Origin of the sequence: Sinorhizobium sp. FG01, assembly GCF_002531875.1 — a bacterium.
GTDB classification, from domain to species: Bacteria; Pseudomonadota; Alphaproteobacteria; order Rhizobiales; family Rhizobiaceae; genus Sinorhizobium; species Sinorhizobium fredii_C.
This window is the reverse complement of the sequence record NZ_NWTB01000014.1, coordinates 21,227-38,799: the sequence shown is the minus strand read 5'-3', so window position 1 is coordinate 38,799 and position 17,573 is coordinate 21,227. Positions and strand designations below refer to the sequence as shown.

At 56.8% G+C, this 17,573-nt stretch carries 13 protein-coding genes and 1 pseudogene; 13 read left to right on the top strand and 1 reads right to left on the bottom strand.

What is annotated here, in order from left to right; genetic code table 11:
- Positions 1–109 precede the first annotated feature (109 nt).
- From CO656_RS22270 to CO656_RS30935, 13 genes and pseudogenes are all read left to right on the top strand, one after another.
- On the top strand, positions 110–1,279 hold the full coding sequence (locus CO656_RS22270; protein ID WP_013984725.1) for an ABC transporter substrate-binding protein: 1,170 nt from the start codon (positions 110–112) through the stop codon (positions 1,277–1,279).
- Between the two features lie 67 nt (positions 1,280–1,346).
- Positions 1,347–2,573, top strand: coding sequence for an LL-diaminopimelate aminotransferase (locus tag CO656_RS22265; RefSeq protein WP_176536670.1), 1,227 nt, complete (start codon positions 1,347–1,349; stop codon positions 2,571–2,573).
- A gap of 2 nt (positions 2,574–2,575) precedes the next feature.
- Complete coding sequence (locus CO656_RS22260; protein ID WP_028003115.1) at positions 2,576–2,974, top strand: GFA family protein; 399 nt, start codon at positions 2,576–2,578, stop codon at positions 2,972–2,974.
- A gap of 538 nt (positions 2,975–3,512) precedes the next feature.
- On the top strand, positions 3,513–5,072 hold the full coding sequence (locus CO656_RS22255) for a sugar ABC transporter ATP-binding protein (protein ID WP_013984721.1): 1,560 nt from the start codon (positions 3,513–3,515) through the stop codon (positions 5,070–5,072).
- Entirely contained in the window at positions 5,072–6,040 is a 969-nt protein-coding gene (locus CO656_RS22250) for an ABC transporter permease (RefSeq protein WP_013984720.1), read from the top strand. The genes CO656_RS22255 and CO656_RS22250 overlap by 1 nt, the downstream gene beginning before the upstream one ends.
- A 39-nt stretch (positions 6,041–6,079) precedes the next feature.
- Positions 6,080–7,069 (top strand): ABC transporter permease, encoded by a 990-nt coding sequence (locus CO656_RS22245; RefSeq protein WP_234705217.1) that lies wholly within the window; start codon positions 6,080–6,082, stop codon positions 7,067–7,069.
- A 16-nt stretch (positions 7,070–7,085) separates the two neighbouring features.
- A complete protein-coding gene (locus CO656_RS22240) occupies positions 7,086–7,595 on the top strand; it encodes an NADPH-dependent FMN reductase (protein WP_013984718.1) in 510 nt (169 codons plus the stop codon).
- Positions 7,596–7,610: 15 nt separating this feature from the next.
- Positions 7,611–8,414: a 3,4-dihydroxy-2-butanone-4-phosphate synthase gene (gene ribB / locus CO656_RS22235; protein WP_013984717.1), complete on the top strand. Its 804-nt coding sequence runs from the start codon at positions 7,611–7,613 to the stop codon at positions 8,412–8,414.
- A gap of 16 nt (positions 8,415–8,430) precedes the next feature.
- On the top strand, positions 8,431–8,583 hold the full coding sequence (locus CO656_RS31425) for a hypothetical protein (RefSeq protein ID WP_317853151.1): 153 nt from the start codon (positions 8,431–8,433) through the stop codon (positions 8,581–8,583).
- 327 nt (positions 8,584–8,910) lie between these two features.
- Complete coding sequence (locus CO656_RS22225; protein WP_176536668.1) at positions 8,911–9,942, top strand: helix-turn-helix domain-containing protein; 1,032 nt, start codon at positions 8,911–8,913, stop codon at positions 9,940–9,942.
- A 271-nt stretch (positions 9,943–10,213) separates the two neighbouring features.
- On the top strand, positions 10,214–12,481 hold the full coding sequence (locus CO656_RS22220) for a methyl-accepting chemotaxis protein (protein ID WP_013984714.1): 2,268 nt from the start codon (positions 10,214–10,216) through the stop codon (positions 12,479–12,481).
- A gap of 176 nt (positions 12,482–12,657) precedes the next feature.
- Positions 12,658–15,372, top strand: coding sequence for a bifunctional diguanylate cyclase/phosphodiesterase (locus CO656_RS22215; RefSeq protein WP_013984713.1), 2,715 nt, complete (start codon positions 12,658–12,660; stop codon positions 15,370–15,372).
- Between the two features lie 43 nt (positions 15,373–15,415).
- Positions 15,416–15,727: pseudogene (locus CO656_RS30935) on the top strand (IS6 family transposase); the annotation flags it as partial.
- A gap of 463 nt (positions 15,728–16,190) precedes the next feature.
- On the opposite strand, the gene CO656_RS22205 reads toward CO656_RS30935, so the two are convergent.
- Positions 16,191–17,309, bottom strand: coding sequence for an ABC transporter substrate-binding protein (locus CO656_RS22205; RefSeq protein WP_050577728.1), 1,119 nt, complete (start codon positions 17,307–17,309; stop codon positions 16,191–16,193).
- Between the last annotated feature and the right edge of the window lie 264 nt (positions 17,310–17,573).

Genomic DNA, 17,573 nt, shown 5'->3' with positions numbered 1-17,573 from the left:
AGTCGCCCGCCACCAATCCGAAATCGAAACACTTTTAACCAATTCCGTGGCTCGACGCCAACGGCGTCAACTGCTGTAGCGGATGCACAGAGGGGAGGAGACCCTACACATGCTAAAGAAGGTTTACACCGCATTGAGCGTGATCACCGGGCTAGGCCTGATGACCACCGCCGCATTCGCGGACGGCTTAGACTCGCTACCACCGGACCAGAAGCAGCTTTACGAGCTCGTGGACCCGGCAATTCCCCTCGGTGGTACGCCGCTCAAGGATTTTGTGGCGAAGCGGCCGCCGCCATGGAAAATCGGCTACGCATCCACTTATGCAGGCAACACGTGGCGTGCCCAGATCCTCACTGAATTGAACGAGGTTCTGCTTCCGAAATACAAGGAGGCTGGACTGGTATCTGAGCTTGTCGTCACGCAGTCCGACCTGAAGGACGCGACGCAAATCCAGCAGATGCGCCAGATGGTCGACGACGGCGTCGATGCTATCATCATCTGCTGCTCGAACGTAACGGCCATCAACCAGACCATCGAATACGCGCACTCCAAGGGCGTTCCGGTGTTCTCGTTCTCGGGTTACGTGACATCGCCCTACGCGATCAATGCGACCGAAAACAACACCCAGGGCGGTTATACGGCCGCGAAATGGCTGGCCGAGGAAATCGGCGGCAAGGGCAACGTGCTGACGGTTTCGGGCATCCCGGGCTTCGCATCATCCGACAGCTTCAATGTCGGTGCCAAGAAGGCGTTCGACGAGTATAAGGACATCACCGTCGTGGGCGATGTCGCCGGCAAGTGGACCGATCAGGTCGCCCAGGTCGAAGTCCAGAAATTCCTCGCGACCAACCCTACCGAAATCGCTGGTATCCTCGTCCAGTCGGCCTCGGAAAACGGTGTCGTCAACGCGGTCCAGCAGTCCGGGCGCGACATGATGCCAATCGTCCTCGGCGGCGAGGCGTCGGCGGCGTGCTACTGGCGCAATAATCCCGACTTCATCAGCCAGAGCTTCCATTTCTGGCCGCCGCGGGCTGACGCCCGCCTGGTGTGGGACGTGATGATGAGGACGCTCCAAGGCCAGGGGCCGAAGATCCAGTCGATCCTGCGACCGGCTCTTCCCTACACGATCGACGATGTGAAGGAAGCAATTCCGGAAGATTGCGATCCGAACTCCACGGCGTGGATCGAGCCCAAGGGCGATGCATGGTGGCCCGCGGACGTAGCAGCACAGTACTTCGAGCGCCCGGAAGATCCGCTGGCCTGGCGGCCGAAGAAGTAATCGACGACCTCCCAAGTTGTCCCGCGACCTCCGCGCCGGCTTCATCCGTCGGCGCGGAGGACCCACGATAAGGAACCAGAAGTTGGAATTCCACAAGATACAGCGTTTGCCCCCTTACGTCTTCGAGCAGGTGAACCGTCTCAAGTCCAGCGCGCGCGCGGCCGGAGTCGACATCATCGATCTTGGAATGGGCAATCCCGATCTTCCCACGCCAAGCTGGGTTGTGGACAAGCTATGCGAAGCGGTGCAGCATCCGCGCACGCACCGCTATTCGGCTTCCAAGGGCATTATCGGGCTTCGCCGCGCCAAGGCTGCGTATTACGCCCGCCGGTTTAATGTGAAGCTTGATCCGGATACCCAGGTTGTTGCGACGCTCGGGTCCAAGGAGGGGTTTGCGAACATGGCACAGGCCATAACCGCCCCCGGGGATGTCATTCTCTGTCCGAACCCTTCCTATCCGATTCATACGTTCGGATTTCTCATGGCAGGGGGCGTGATAAGGTCGGTACCGGTCGAGCCGGATGAGACCTTCTTCCAAGCTCTCGAAATGGCGGTGCGGCATTCGGTACCGAAGCCTCTGGCGCTCATCATAAGCTACCCGTCAAACCCCACCGCTCGCGTCGCGACGCTCGATTTCTATAAGGACGTCATCGCCTTCGCGAAGAAGCACGATCTCATCGTTCTGTCGGATATCGCCTACGCTGAAATCTACTTCGACGGTCCCCCGCCGCCGTCTGTTCTCGAAGTCCCCGGCGCGATCGACGTGGCCGTCGAATTCTCCTCGATGTCGAAGACATTCTCGATGCCCGGTTGGCGCGTTGGGTTTGCGGTGGGTAACGAACGGCTCATCCGAGCGTTGACGCGCGTGAAATCGTACCTGGACTACGGAGCATTTACGCCGATACAGGTCGCCGCCGCTCATGCCCTAAACTCGGACGGGGAGGACGCCGCGCGGGCAAGAGACATCTACAGGACGCGCAGAGATACACTGGTGAAGACCTTTGCCGATGCCGGCTTCGACCTTCCAGCTCCTGCGGCGACGATGTTCGCATGGGCGAAGATACCCCCGCATTTCCGACACCTTGGCTCGCTGGAGTTTTCGAAACTCGTGCTCGAGAAGGCACAGGTCGCGATTTCGCCGGGTATCGGTTTCGGTGAGATGGGTGACGAATACGTACGGCTGGCTTTCGTGGAGAATGAAGACAGGATCCGGCAGGCCGCACGGAACTTGAAGCGGTGGCTTTCTGCAAGCGCGCGACAGCCACAACTCGATAAAGCGATGAAAGGATTTTGAAGATGCCGATCCTCGGATCTTGCCAATGTAAAGCGGTACAGTATGAAGTGTCGGAACTGGACGGCCCGATGTGGAACTGCTTCTGCCAGACGTGCAGAAAGTCCCATGCGGCCGATCATAACACTGCCGCCAAGGTGAAGAGTGAGAACTTCAAGCTGATTTCCGGCGAGGACGTCCTTCACAGCTTTGAGTCGACGCCTGGAAAACTGAGGTGGTTCTGCTCACGGTGTGGTTCGCACGTTTATGCCGAACGGCCTGCCAACCCGGAGATGAAGGTGCTGCGGGCAGGCACTTTTGACACTGATCCTGGTTCAGTTCCTATGTCCAACGTCTGGCTGTCCCACGCCAGGCCGTGGCTTGCCCAAGACCCCGCGAAGGAAAACTTCGAAGAATTCCCGTGATCCTTTCACGGTTGCGCACCCCTATGGGCTGATCGACAATGAGTGCGGTTTGCCCGGGCACCCCCGAGAAGGGGCTAAATCGAGTGGCACTTGCCGCGTTCGAAGCGTGGAGGTTGGGCTGTGACGTATCCCCCAATTGAAACGGTCGCCTTCATCGGAGTGGGTGCGATGGTAATTCCCATGACCGGACACCTTCAACAGCGCTTTGGTCTTGGCTTGATAGCGAAGGCCGCCAGATCGCTTCCGATCTGGCGGACGAGTTCCGGTTGAGAACCACTGACCAGACGTCAGGTGCGTGGCAACGCGCTTTCGCAAATATCGGGGCGTCTAGCGACCATATCATCGTGATTTCATCGAAGCCAACTCGACATCCCGACAAGGGCATGACGTCTCTATTGACAGATTAGCAGACAATCTGTCATTCTGCTGTTCGCCGGGTGAGTACTCGGAGCATTCAAGGACGGCAGTCACAATCCAGCAAGAGGCCGGGCATCGGATGCCCTGGCGCGATTTGCTGCTGCCTAAAGGGAGGATGGGCATGACGAATGACGTCGCCGTAAGCATGACGGCCGTTGCCAAATCGTTTGGCGAAACGAAGGCTTTGAAGAAATGCGATTTTGTCGCCAGGGCTGGAGAGGTGCACGCGATCGTTGGCGAGAATGGCAGCGGCAAGAGCACCATGGCGAAGATCATGTCCGGAGTTATCGCTGCCGATGCAGGATCTGTCCTGATCCTTGGCAAGCCCATCGCCTCACCAGTCGATGCCAAAGGGGTTGGGCTCGCTACGATCTTCCAGGAAGTCCTTGTCGCCGATGAGGCGAGTGTCCTCGACAACCTTTTCGTGGGAAGCGAGGACCTGTTCTCGCTTCGGAAATCCTCCAGGGAACGTGAAAGCGTTGCGCAAAGCCTTCTGGACCGCCTGGTCGGAAAGCATATCGATCTCAGGCAGAACGTCGGTGATCTTCCGCTCAGCATCAAGCAATGGATCGTGATCGCCCGGGCCGTTCTGAGGAAACCCAAGGTCTTGATCCTGGACGAGTCCTCGGCTGCACTCGATCTCGATGCGACCGTCCGGCTCCACGAAGAGATCGATCGGCTCCGGTCCGAGGGGTGCGCGGTAATCATCGTCACGCACCGCATCGCTGAGCTCGTCCGTATCGCCGACCGGGCGACAATACTGAGAGACGGTTTCACCGTCGGTGTCCTTGAGAAATCCGAGATCACCGAGGCGAACCTCCTCCGCATGATGACCCCTCAAGACCGCCAGATTTCCGCCGCCGCTTCAACGTCTGCAGCGGGCCTGTTGGGTGATCGCAGGGAGGTTCTTTCCGTGCATGGCGCGCGCCCCCAAGAGGCATCGCAACCGTTCGACTTCGTCCTCCCGCAGGGATCTATCGTGGGCGTTGCGGGACTGGACGGCCAGGGCCAGGACGCCTTCGTGCGACTGGTCGCGAGGATTATATCGCCGTTCGGAGGGGAGGTCCGGATCCTGGATCGGGAGAGCACCGGTCTCGTCAAAGTCAGCACGCTCGACGACGCCGCGAACAAGGGCATTGTGTACGTATCCGGAGACCGGAAGCGGGAAGGAATTTTCCCGCAGCAGAGCATTTTCGAGAACCTCGCCATCGGTATCTACCAAAAGAACCTGGGGCCGTTCGGTGTCATCAGGCGGAAAAAGCTGAAGCAGACGTTTGCCCGGGAGGTCGAGCGGCTCCGCGTCAAGATCGGACACCCGGACAACCGGATTACGTCTCTTTCGGGGGGTAACCAGCAGAAGGTCCTGATCGGTCGTGCCTTCGCCAATGATCCCAGAGTGATCGTTCTTAACGACCCTGCTCGAGGCGTGGACCTCAACACCAAACGCGACCTGTATCGCGAGCTTCGGCTGTTTGCCGAAGGTGGCGGCTCGGTAATCTACCTTTCGAGCGAGATCGAGGAGTTTCTCGGTTTCGCCGATCGCGTTGATGTCTTTCACAAAGGGAGCATCCATCGTTCCCTCGACGGCCCTGACATCAACGAAGAAACCATTCTCGCTGCAATGTTCGGTCGCTCGGTTGCCGACACCATGGAATTCTCCAAAGAGAGAAAGGCACACTGATGTCGCAACGTTTTGGATTTCCTGCGCTCGACAGGTCGCTGACCGTACCGCTCGTTCTTTTCGGAGTGTTGCTCGCCGCCGCAGCCGTGCTCTCGCCGCGGCTGTTCACCGCAACCGGAATGGGCGGAGCAATCATCGTCGCAGCACCTTTGATCCTCACGACGCTGGCCCTGACACCGATCGTGATGGCAGGCCGCGGTTCGGTCGACCTTTCCGTTGGCCCGCTGATGGGTTTCGTGAACGTCACCCTGATCGGCTGGCTCTCGGCAAGTGGTTACACGTCTCCGCTCGCGGTGATTTGCTGGGTGGTGGCAGTCGGCGCACTGTACCAGTTGCTGCAGGCGCTCATCATCATCTACGTCCGGGTCGCCCCCATCATCGTCACGCTCTCCAGCTTCCTCGTCCTTTCAGGCTTGAACCTCATGGTCATGTCAAGGCCGGGCGGTGTTGCGCCGGACTGGATGATGACGTGGGGAGCAGGAACGACGATCTTATCTCCGGTGCTGATCATCGTCTTGGCGGCGTTGGCTCTTTGGGCCGTTATGCGCCGGACCACCTTTTACTCTCACCTCCGCATGACAGGCGCTGACGAACGGATGGCCTACACGAGCGGGGTGAAAGTCGACACCGTACGCATCTGCGCCCATCTCCTCGGCGGCGTCTTCGTCGGCCTTGCCGCGCTCAGCTATACGGCATTGATCTCTTCGGGCGATCCTACTCAGGGAAGCAGCTACACGCTCCAGGCGGTTACCGCCCTGGTGCTCGGTGGCGCAAACCTGGCTGGCGGGAGAGGGGGAGCTTTGGGGTCCACGCTTGGTGCGCTGAACATGTTTCTCATCTCGTACCTGCTATCCGCCTTCAGCTTCGGAAGCGTGACGGGGTTCGTGACGCAAATGGCTTTCGGCCTGATCCTCGTGGCATCGCTCCTCGTCAACGTATTCATGACGGCCCGGCGCACGGCTTTCTAGAAAGGACTGGTAATGACTTCACTCGCAACGGAACAGACGATGAGCCAAATCAAAGGACGATCGGTAAAGCTGCAGCGCAGTATCGTAATTGGCTTTGGTCTGCTTGTCGCACTTCTCGTGCTGGGTACGATCCTTGTTCCGGGGTTTATCTCGCCCCGTAACGCGCGTTCGATATTGCTGCTTGCCGCTTTCCTGGGGCTTGCATCGTTGGGACAGACGCTATGTGCCATGGTCGGCGCGCTTGATCTCTCCATTCCCTATGTCATCGGGGGAGCGAATATTCTCTTCCCAAGCCTGTTGGTCACCGGGATGCCTGCCTGGCTGGCCGTGATCGTGGTCGTTCTCCTGGGAGCAGCAATCGGGCTTGCGAACGGCTTTTTGAGCTTCAGGCTGCAGGGCCAGGCTCTCATCATGTCCCTAGGGGTCGGCTTCGCATTTGTCGGCGCGGTACAACTCTACACCTCCATCGGTTCCGACTACGGCGGAACGGTTTTCGCCCCCGTACCGGACTGGCTCCGGAATATCGCAGCGTTCAACGGGAAGACCTTCGGGCTGCCCCTGCCGCCCGTGGTGCTGGTGTGGCTCCTCGTGGCGCTCGTCACCATCTGGGCTCTGTATAACACATGGTTCGGCCGCTCCATCTACGCCGTCGGCGGCAGCAGGACTGCAGCGGCACGGCTTGGCATTTCCGAAACCAAGGTCTGGACCAGCATTCACGGTATCAGTGGGTCGATGTCGGCACTGACGGGCGTATTGCTGCTCGGGTTTTCCGGCGGCGGCTTCGTTGGCGTCGGAGATCCATACCTCTTCACCACCGTTGCGGCCGTTGTGATCGGCGGCACCTCGCTGCTCGGTGGCGCAGGCGGATACGGGGCAACCGTTCTCGGGGTACTCGTATTGACGATATTGACGTCTCTGCTGGTTGGGCTCGGCCTCAGCTTTGCCGCGCAACAGGCGATCGTGGGTCTGCTGATCGTGCCGATGGTGGCCGTCTATGCGCGTACCCCGCATATCCGCAACCAGATCTGATCGGAGGGCCGGCAAAATGAAGATTGTCGCGATAACCGGCAATGTCTCGCGCCCCTCCAAGACGCGGGCGCTCGGGGAATATGCACTCTCGAGCGCCCCTCCCGGCTACGCCCGATATCTGTTTGACCTGGTCGATGTGCTCCCGGTGTTAGGAACCACCCTGTGGCGTTCGGAGGCTCCTGCTGAACTTGCGAACGTTCTTGACGCAATCCAGTCTTCAGACGTCCTCGTTGTGGGGACACCGGTCTTCAAGTCCTCGATGACCGGTCTTCTCAAGCATCTTTTCGACCTCTTCGAAATGACAGCTCTGCAGGGGAAACCCGTTTCGATATTCGCAACGGGTAAGGCCGAGGCCCATGGCGAGCATGTCGAGGCTCACTTGCGTTCATTGATGGGCTTCTTCAAAGCCGAGATTCGCGGTGACTTCATCTATGCGATTGACAGCGACTTCCCGGATTCGGCACCGTCTGCGGAACTTCGGGAGCGCGTCGACCGCCAACTCGCACGCACTCTGGGCCATGTTTAGTTCAAGGAGAAGAACATGAATTTTGCTTCCATCGAGAGCGCGGTTAAAGCAATCGCCGCCGGAGAGATGATCATCGTCGTGGACGATGAAGACCGGGAAAACGAAGGCGACATCCTCGTTGCCGCGGACAAGGTGACGAATGATCATGTTGCTTTCATGATGCGTTATGCGCGCGGCCTGATCTGCGTGCCGATGAACGGGGACCGGTTAGACGAACTGGATATCCCGCTCATGGTGGAGCGCAACTCGGATTCCATGCAGACGGCGTTCACGGTCTCGGTGGACCTGATAGAAGGCGTATCAACCGGTATTTCCGCAGAAGACCGCGCCAAGACCATCAGGGCGCTTGCCGACGCATCGACGATGCCGGAGGACCTCTCCCGGCCAGGCCACATATTCCCCCTGCGGGCAAACCCGTCCGGTGTTCTCGGACGCCCCGGCCATACGGAAGCCGCGGTGGATTTCGCTCGGCTCGCCGGGCTCGAGCCAGCGGGTGTTATCTGCGAAATCGCCAACGACGACGGCACTATGGCGCGTCTTCCCGAACTCAGCGAATTCGCCGCGCGCCACAACCTTCTCATGGTGACCATCGAAGCCCTGATCGATTATTGCCGCGAGATCGATGAACGCGGCCCTCGTTTAGAGGACGCGGGCGCGGCGGCGGCGCTGTCGAATGTTTCGTATCTGGCAAGCAGACGTACTACATGCCCCCAGCGGGAGAGCGGAACTACTGCGTTCGCAGTCTCTGATACAGCACAAGAAAAGTGCGTTTCCCAGGTGCCAACGGGGGGAACGGACCTTGGGTTCGCTGTGCGATGATTGGGCATGACAAACCGTGACCCGCTTTATCGCCCCCGCCGCTTTCCTGCTGAAATTATTGCGCACGCGGTGTGGCTTTCTTTCCGCTTTGCTTTTGCGCCTGCGGGTGATCGAGGCCATGCTGGCCGGTCTTGGGATCATTGTCTCGCACCAGACGATCCGCCTGTAGGCAGAGTAATTTGGTCATACCTCCGCCAACAACAAGCTTCGATCCTACCACGCTGTAAAACGAGAGTTCATGCCGGATGTAGCGCTTCGGCTCCACCCTGTTCCACACCCCACCCCATGACCTCACCACGAGCCATCGTCGCGAACTGGGAGTAGAAGCGATGAACCTATGGGCCCAAATTGCTCGCGCATCACTGACAAAATCGACCGGCGTCATGGGCTCGACTCTTTGCCCTTAAGTCTAAGATTCCCGTCGAAGTGACGGCGAAGGACCGGCTGCAAACCCTCAATTGCCCTGTTCGCCCGTCGATGGCGAAAGGCCGACCTCATGCTTGGAAACCGTTTCGGGAAGGAAGTGATGATGTGGAGAGTTGAGAGTGTCCCCTCCAAGATTGACCATTTCTCGCTCAAAGGCACTTGCAGCGAGGAACTCGCGGAAGCGCTTTCCAGGCTTTCCCCGCAATCTCCAGCGCATGTACAGGGCGACAAGACGATCGCCTACGATATACATGCGATTACCAATGGCCCGATTGCAGTTATTGCCGCGCATTACGAGGGCGACCTAACGGTCCAGCACCAGGGACCGGCGGAGGCAAACATTATCATGCTTCCACTATATGGGCGATCGGTCGTTACCGTGGACGGCAGACAAATCCTGTCAGAGGGAAGGCGTGGCGTTTTCGTGAACAGTATGTCGGCGAGTACAACCCAATTCATTGGGCCCAGGAAACATTTGGGTCTTAGGATCTCCCATGATGAGCTGACGCGCCGTTTAGCACGTCGGCTCAATACGCCAATAAGAGGCAGCCTCGATTTTTCGCCAGAAATCGACCTATCGGTCGGGTTCGGCTCCCTTTTGGTGCAACTGGTACCAGTGCTTTATGCTGGATTACGAGACGGAACCCTCCTTCAATCGCCGATAGCACTTAATCACCTCACCGAAACGACGATAGAGCTTTTGATCGAAGCTGCGCAGCATCGCTACTCACCTGAGTTATGCCGCGTTGCTGAACCACCCTTACCCAAGGCCGTTAAGCGGGCGGTCGACTATATGCGTGCCAATATTGCTCGGCCGCTATCTCTTGAGGAAATCGCAACTGCTTGTGGCGTGAGCCGACGCACTCTTCAGAGCGGTTTTCGCAACTTCCGAAATACGACCCCTCTGGCATTTCTGCAGCACCTACGGTTGGAATCAGTGCATCAGGAACTGATGACAGGTGAGCCTGGCATCTCGGTCAAGCAGGTCGCTCTGAAATGGGGCTTCATTCATAGAGGCAGATTTTCTGCGGACTATCGCAAGCGCTATGGAGTATATCCCTCTGAAACATTGCGTATATCGGAGGCGGATTGCGCCGACTGATCTACGATCAGTCAGCGCGCTCGACCGTCTTCGAGGCTTGATAGCAACAGAACTCTCCAGCAAACCGACTGGCTCGGCCCAAGATCTGTCTTGCAGATGATCCCCTGAACGCAACGATGTTCCGATCTGCGCAACGCAGTTTCAAATCAGTACAGGGGTTAATCATATGGTAAGTCTGCCGAGCTCATCTCATATGTAGCGGTCGATTTCACAATGTTCTTGACCGCGTCGCTAATGGAATCCGGTGTAATTTATAGTCCATGAGGAACGTATGTCCAGACTGCCGCTATCCCTACTTTTAATGATTTTGGCAATTATTCCGTTGACGGCGTTCGTACTCATCGGAGTATCAACATCACTGGGATATTACCACGAATATTCTATGTTCCGAAGCGCACAAACAACGCAGCAACTTGGGCGGGAAGGCGGATTCCTCGCCCAGGCTATAGCGGCGGAAGCGTTTGCAGGCGCCGACGTCCGTCGGGCAAAGCGAGCCGCATCGGACAGGGCTTTTACAGCGGTCTTTTCCGCTTACGACTCTTGGAAAAAGGCATTTGACGATCCGGCCATAGAACGGGCAGTGCAGATCATTCGTGAAAGGCGGGACAATATCGATAGCTTCCGCCGGCGCATCGATGACGGAACGGCGGGCGAGGCGGAGGGAGCCGTTGCCTTGCGCCCAGCTGCCGTTGCGGGTTTGGAGCTCGTCCGTCGCACTGGGGCGACTGTCAATAATTTGGATTTGGCACGCCAAATTACTGGTTTTCACGCGCTGATGCAGATCACGGAGGCTAGTTTGCTGGAGATCAGGCCCGGCCGAGCCTTCATCAAAAATTCAGCGATGTCCTTCGATCTATTTTCGTCCCTCTTACAATCAAAAAATCTAAAGCAGCTTTATGTGCCTACGATGCACGAATTTCTCCCTGCCGATCTCGTCAAATCTTATGACGACTTCGAGGCCAGCGCCGCAGGCAAGTTCATCGCGGGCGTTCGCGATCAGATGTATGCGAACCAGCCGGGCGTTTCCTTCCCCCCCGAGACGTTGGATCGATGGAATGAATTTACTCAACAACGGGCTGCTTTGTTGACCGAGCTCATAATGCGCACCGGCGACAAACTGGACGAGATGGCATTTCAGCGGTACGCCGATCTTCGCAATGCCTTTATCGGCTACACCGGCTCCACACTTCTGATCATGTCTACGGTACTCGTTCTGTGCATTTCGGTCGTTCGGAGAATTTCAAATTCCATTCGGACTCTGACAAGCCGAATGAAGGCACTCGCAGAAGGCGATACGTCGGCGCCGGTACCCTTGACGATCCGACGCGACGAGATCGGGGACATGGCGCGTTGCCTTGAGTTTTTCCGCGGCGCGGCCATACAGAAAAATAACCTGGAGACATCCGCGGAAGCTGAGCGCATTCGTTCTGACCAAGAGAAGCGGGATATTCAGGTAAGGGCGGAAAAAGAAGCAGAAGAGCGCCTCGTCCGAGCGACGACGGCATTGGCAACCGGGTTGAAGCGGATGGCGGATGGAGACTTGATTTATGAGATTGAGGAGCCGTTAGCGCCACAGTTTGAAAGTTTGCGCAGGGATTTCAACGCTTCCATTCGTCAGCTCCGGGACGCGCTTGTTACCGTCGGTCATTCAGTCGAAACGGTCACGAATGGCAGCTCGGGCGTCTCGGCCGCATCTGAAAATCTTTCAAGACGCACGGAGCAGCAGGCGGCTTCGCTCGAGGAAACTGCAGCCGCGCTGGAGGAAATAACCGCCAACGTTGTATCGACGACAAAGAGGACGGCTGAGGCGCGCGGAGCCGTCCGACAGATGCGAGATCATGCGGAAATGTCCGGTCGCGTTGTGCGCAATGCTATCGGAGCCATGAACCGCATTGAAAGCTCCTCTAAACAGATTGCGCAGATCATTAGCGTCATCGACGCGATCGCCTTCCAAACGAACCTCCTGGCGCTGAACGCCGGCGTCGAAGCAGCGCGTGCTGGCGACGCGGGAAAAGGCTTTGCGGTTGTTGCCCAGGAGGTCAGGGAGCTTGCACAGCGCTCAGCGACAGCGGCGAAAGAAATCAAGGATCTCATCGGCAATTCAGCTCTAGCCGTCGACGAGGGCGTAAGGCTCGTGAGCGAAACCGGATCGGGCCTGAGAACGATTGAAGAGCTTGTGCAGGATGTAAATCTTCATATGGACGCAATCGCAACAGCCTCCCAGGAACAATCGTCGGGCCTGCGCGAGATCAACGGCGCGGTTAATCATATGGACCATGCCACTCAAGAAAATGCGAACATGGTCGCGGAGATGAATTCTGCAGGATCACATCTCGCCCAAGAGAGCCAAAGCCTCGCCGCGTTGTTGAGACATTTCCACTTCGAAGAAAAGAGCGCGGATTTCCAGCCACAGACGGTGACGGGCGAACTTGGAAAAATGTCCCCGGCCGGTCAGACAAGGGTTGACCGCGGAATCTATCCGATGCGCCGCGGTAACCTGGCACTCGCGCCTTCGAACGATGATTGGCAAGCGTTCTAAATCGCATGGGCGGCGTCGCCGACGACAGTCAAATACGCATCTTTGATGATTCTAAATGAGAGCGATATCCCGGTGGGGTAGCGGTATGGTACTCCCGCCAAATGACTTGTGCGGTCCTAACAAAAAGCTGGCTTGACGCATGATTGCTCAGCCACGTGACAAAGCAGGACAGGCACATGAAACACGTACGTCAATCGGAACGCACATCCCGCCCCGAACAGCCTGTGGAAGCCGAGATGGCGACTGATGCTCAAATCAACCAGGGGCGTGGCCCCTTCCGCAACGCGGTCAATGCCAGCCCTCCGCTTGCCACGGGCACGGCACCGCCATTTTCGGAAGCCTCCGTCGTCCGGCGCTCGCACGGTCACAACGCAGATGTCGCAAGTCTAAAGCAACCGTTTGAGAAGGCTTTTCGGGCGAATCCCCGGCATCCTACGACAAACGTCGACTTGCCATTCAACGCCGAAGAGATGTCCAGTGCCGTCGTACTCGACGCGATCCCGTTACCCGTCTTCTTCAAAAACAGAGATGGGATACACCTTGGTTGCAACAGGGCCTTCGAAAGCTTCTCCGGCCGTTCAAAGGAAGATATCATCGGAAAAACCGTCTTCGATTTGGTACCCGCACCCATAGCCGAGACGTATGCAGCCTTGGACGAGGCGCTTTTTGCAAATGGCGGTGTTCAGCAATATGAAGCAAAGGCCACCGCCGAAGATGGTGGTATCGTTGATCTTTTACTCAGCAAAACAGCGATCACTGATATCGCCGGTAACAGGATCGGCTTGGTTGGCGCGATGTTGGACATCACAGAGCGAAAACGTGCGGAGCATGATCTCAAAGAGGCTCTTGAATTCGCAGAGGGAATTATTGCCGCCATTCCTGACGTTCTGTTCGAGGTAGATGCCGACGGTCGCTACCTGCAGGTCTGGGCAAGGAATCAGGAGCTCCTGGCGCAGCGAGAAGAAGTGCTGCTCGGTAAGCTTGTCCGCGATGTGCTCCCTCCAGATCAGGCCGACATCGCTATGCTGGCTCTTGAAGAAGCCGATGAAACCGGCGCCTCCTACGGTCGTTGTGTCCGTATTGCCCTACCAAACGGCGAATCCCGTTGGTTTGAACTGTCGGTGGCAAAGCGACCAAGCAGTGACCACTCAACCATCACTTTTCTGGTGCTATCTCGCGATATTACCGAACGGAAGCACGCCGAGGGCACAACTATTGAAGCTCGGGCTCGCCTCCTAAGTGTCCTGCAGACCATTCCGGATATGGTATGGCTGAAAGACGTAACAGGCAAATATCTGTTGTGCAATCATGCCTTCGAAGGGTTGGTCGGCAAGGCAGAAGCGGAAATCGTTGGGAAAACGGACTATGATCTGTTTACGCCCGAACTCGCCCAGTTTTTTCGTGACAAGGATGAGGAGGCCATGCAAGCCGGCCGTATTCTCATCAATGAGGAACGGTTCACCGCGCACGAGGATGGTCGATCAACGCTTTTGGAAACACGTAAGGTTCCGGTATTCACGGGGGGAAAGCTGATGGGGATTCTCGGCGTCGCCCGCGATATCACCGAACTGGACACGTCCCGTAAGAAAATCCATCAGATGGCATTCTACGATTCTCTGACCGGCCTGCCTAACCGGACACTTTTCAATGAACGGCTACGCGAGATGATCAGGGACGCGGCTTCGGCGGGCCAGCGAGCCGGGGTGATGCTGATCGACATGGACCATTTCAAAGCGATCAATGACACTATGGGACATCCCGTCGGTGACGAGTTGCTGCGGCAGGTGGCGACACGCATGAAAGAAGGCGTCCGCGCCAGCGACACCGTGGCGAGACTCGGTGGCGATGAATTTGCAGTCTTGCTGCCGAATGTTCAGGACAATGACGATTTGGCTCAAATTGCCAGCAGAATGCTCGCCGCATTTGGCGAACGCTTCATGCTTTCCGACAGGGAGATCTTTGTATCCTGCAGCATCGGGATATCGGTATTCCCAAATGACGGTGACGCTCCCGACGATTTGGTGAAATATGCAGATTCTGCGATGTATTTAGCGAAGCGCTCGGGGCGTAGCAAGTTCCGCTTCTACTCAAGGGATCTCACGATTGGGGCTGAAAAGCGCCTGGCGCTAGAATCAGACCTACGCCTGGCTGTGAAACGTGGGCAACTTGAACTCCATTATCAGCCAAAGGTCCTATTAGACAACGGAAAGGTGATCGGTTCAGAAGCACTGCTTCGATGGCATCATCCGAAGATGGGAATGATCCCTCCGGGAGAATTTATAGGTGTCGCCGAGGAAACCGGACTGATCATCGATCTCGGACGATGGGTGCTGCATGAGGCGTGTCGCACGGCTGCCATCATGAATGCAGATGGACTGCCCCCGCACAAGATCGCGATAAATTTGTCTCCTAAGCAGTTTCAATGCCCGCATCTGTCGCAAACGGTGGCGGACGTATTGCAGGAAACCGGTTGTCGTGCGGAGTGGATCGAGGTCGAAATAACTGAGAGTCTCCTGCTCCACAACTGCGAGGGCGTTTCGACGACACTCTCTCAATTGCATGCGAGCGGAATTTCCATAGCGATCGATGATTTCGGCACCGGCTACTCATCTCTGAGCTATTTGGCTAACTTTCCCATTGATACCCTCAAGATTGATCGGTCATTCATCAATCGATCAGACAAGCGAAGTAGAGAACTGGTGAAGGCAATTCTCTCGATCGCGCGCTGCCTAGGGCAAAATGTGGTCGCTGAGGGCGTGGAGACGGTCGATCAAGAAAAATTCTTGGTTGAAAGCGGCTGCGCTGTGGCACAAGGGTTCTACTATAGTAAGCCCGTCCCGAAGTCCGAACTTCTCGTCGCAAACGCACGCCCCGAGGCATTGAAACGTTAACGGACCTTGGGATTCGCTGTGCGATGATTGAGCATGACAGACCGTGACCACTTATCGCCGCCACAGCTTTCCTGCTGAATTGTTGCCCACGCAGTGTGGCTTTATCTCCGTTTCCCTTTTTGAGCCTTGGGATGGTCGAGGACATGCCGGCCGCTCGTGGAATCATTGTCTCGCACCAGACGATCCGCCTGCGGGCAGGTAAATTTGGTCGTACCTTCGCCAACGACATTCGCCGCCGCAGTTCCGGTCGGCTCGGCCACAAGTGGCATCTGGATGAGGCCGTTTCCGTGACAAGAAGCACTGGCTCTGGCGAACCCTAGATCAGGACGGATTTGTTCTGGATGTGCTCATACAAAGCCACCGCTATACCGTCGGCCATGGGGGCCGCACATCAGCCTGCTGCTGATGCTTGTTTCCATTCCAATCGTGATTGTTGCCGTGGCGCTGCTGATTGTGCGCGTGAAGCATGCGCTCGAGGCCGAAGCATAAACGTCACGGAATTTGATGTTCCGATGTGAGGGACTAGGGCGGACCGTCATTTTCACGCCAATGGGGGCGCATGAAAGTGCCCTTTATACAATGATTCTAGAGGCTTAGCGAAAATCAGGTAATCAACATTATGGAACAGGATCAGTGATAGCCCAGTAGAATATGCCCAGCATCCGGGGCGAGAGTGCCCAGGCCGGGCACATCGTCGTTCCTTCGGAACCGGATTGTTTCTAGAATTCCTGCTGACGCGACCAGCGGCATCCCCCATGTCGTCAACCCCGCCCCAGGCCGGGCGGGGTAGCGTTTCGCAGCCTATACAGCGTGCAAGATCAGTTTGTTGGCCTCCAAGAAAGCGGATCTGCTGGATTGTCGAAATATTTAGCGGCAGCGTCATCAGTCCACCAAGCTGCATCCTTCGGTTCGAGCCAGTCTTCACTATTGAGATCGCAATCGGCTGGCAAATCCGCTTTTACATCATCGATCGTGTAAGGAATTGCCGGTCGCAGAATGGTCTGTATTTTCGGACCTTGGCCCTCCAGAGTGCGCATCATCACGTCCCATACGAAACGAGCCTCGGAGCGCGGCGGCCAGAAGTGAAAGCTCCTGCTTACAAATTCAGGATTCTTACTCCAGAAGCATGATGCCGAAGCCTCTCCGCCAAGCACGATCGGCACTATCTCGCGCCCGGACTGGCGGACGGCGTTGATCACACCAGACTCAGCTCCCGACTGAACAATAATACCGTCAATTCGGCCAGGGTTAGCGGCGAGAAATTTCTGCAATTCTGATTGTGCGACGCTGTCTGTCCATTTCCCGTCAACCTGTCCGACTACGTTGATCTCGGGATAGTACTCCAAGGCTTTTGTGGCGCCGACCTGGAAGCTGTCTGAGGAGGCGAAGCCAGTGATTCCGGACACAAGCAACACATTGCCGCTGCCTTCGATCTCTTCCGCCAACCACTTTGACGCCTCAAAACCGCCTTGCATGTTATTCTCTGTCGCATTGATTGCGAACGGCGACGTCACATAACCGGAGTATGAGATAACAGGCACGCCTTTCGAATAGGCGTACTCTATTGTCGGGTTGAGCGCTGTAAGGTTGGAGCAGCATATGATTATGGCGTCGACACCATCATCTACCATCTGCCGCATTTGGCTGATCTGGGCGTTATCATCGAGATTGGACTGTGTAACGACGAGCTCGGATACCAGCCCAGCCTTCTTAAAAGTCGGCAGAAGCTCATTTGTAAACTCATCAAGGACGTTCGCACGCCATGTGTTGTCAGCGTAGCTCGAGGCGTAACCAATTTTCCACGGTGGCGCTCGCTTTGCTCTGAAATTCCGAAATACAGATTCTCCCGTGGGCAACCGCGGGTCCAATAACTCGTAGGTCTTCCGCTCTTCCCGTGGCAGTTCACTAAGCCCACCAGCCTTCACCGTCAGCGGCATGGCCAGCGTTGCGGCGAGAAAAAATCCAATAATCAACTCACGTACGCACACGGATAGACACCTTTCAAAGTCTGAGCACTGGAAGATAGCTTCTTTGTCTTTAGGTTGACCCGGCCGTACTGAATCCTGCGCGACGGAGAGCGACAAAGAGCTACCAGGAGAGAGACCGGCGCATCGAACCAAAATCGTGCGCTCGGTTATGTGACCTTCATTCGATTGGATGGCCGCATGGCGCGCCATCGGAATGCTTCGAATCTAACTACG

Coding starts and splice junctions, on each gene's coding strand:
- CO656_RS22220 (WP_013984714.1), top strand. CDS start 10,214: ATGTCCAGACTGCCGCTATCCCTACTTTTAATGATTTTGGCAATTATT.
- CO656_RS22240 (WP_013984718.1), top strand. CDS start 7,086: ATGAAGATTGTCGCGATAACCGGCAATGTCTCGCGCCCCTCCAAGACG.
- CO656_RS22260 (WP_028003115.1), top strand. CDS start 2,576: ATGCCGATCCTCGGATCTTGCCAATGTAAAGCGGTACAGTATGAAGTG.
- CO656_RS22250 (WP_013984720.1), top strand. CDS start 5,072: ATGTCGCAACGTTTTGGATTTCCTGCGCTCGACAGGTCGCTGACCGTA.
- CO656_RS22225 (WP_176536668.1), top strand. CDS start 8,911: ATGCTTGGAAACCGTTTCGGGAAGGAAGTGATGATGTGGAGAGTTGAG.
- CO656_RS22215 (WP_013984713.1), top strand. CDS start 12,658: ATGAAACACGTACGTCAATCGGAACGCACATCCCGCCCCGAACAGCCT.
- CO656_RS22255 (WP_013984721.1), top strand. CDS start 3,513: ATGACGAATGACGTCGCCGTAAGCATGACGGCCGTTGCCAAATCGTTT.
- CO656_RS22270 (WP_013984725.1), top strand. CDS start 110: ATGCTAAAGAAGGTTTACACCGCATTGAGCGTGATCACCGGGCTAGGC.
- CO656_RS22205 (WP_050577728.1), bottom strand. CDS start 17,309: ATGCCGCTGACGGTGAAGGCTGGTGGGCTTAGTGAACTGCCACGGGAA.
- ribB (WP_013984717.1), top strand. CDS start 7,611: ATGAATTTTGCTTCCATCGAGAGCGCGGTTAAAGCAATCGCCGCCGGA.
- CO656_RS22245 (WP_234705217.1), top strand. CDS start 6,080: ATGAGCCAAATCAAAGGACGATCGGTAAAGCTGCAGCGCAGTATCGTA.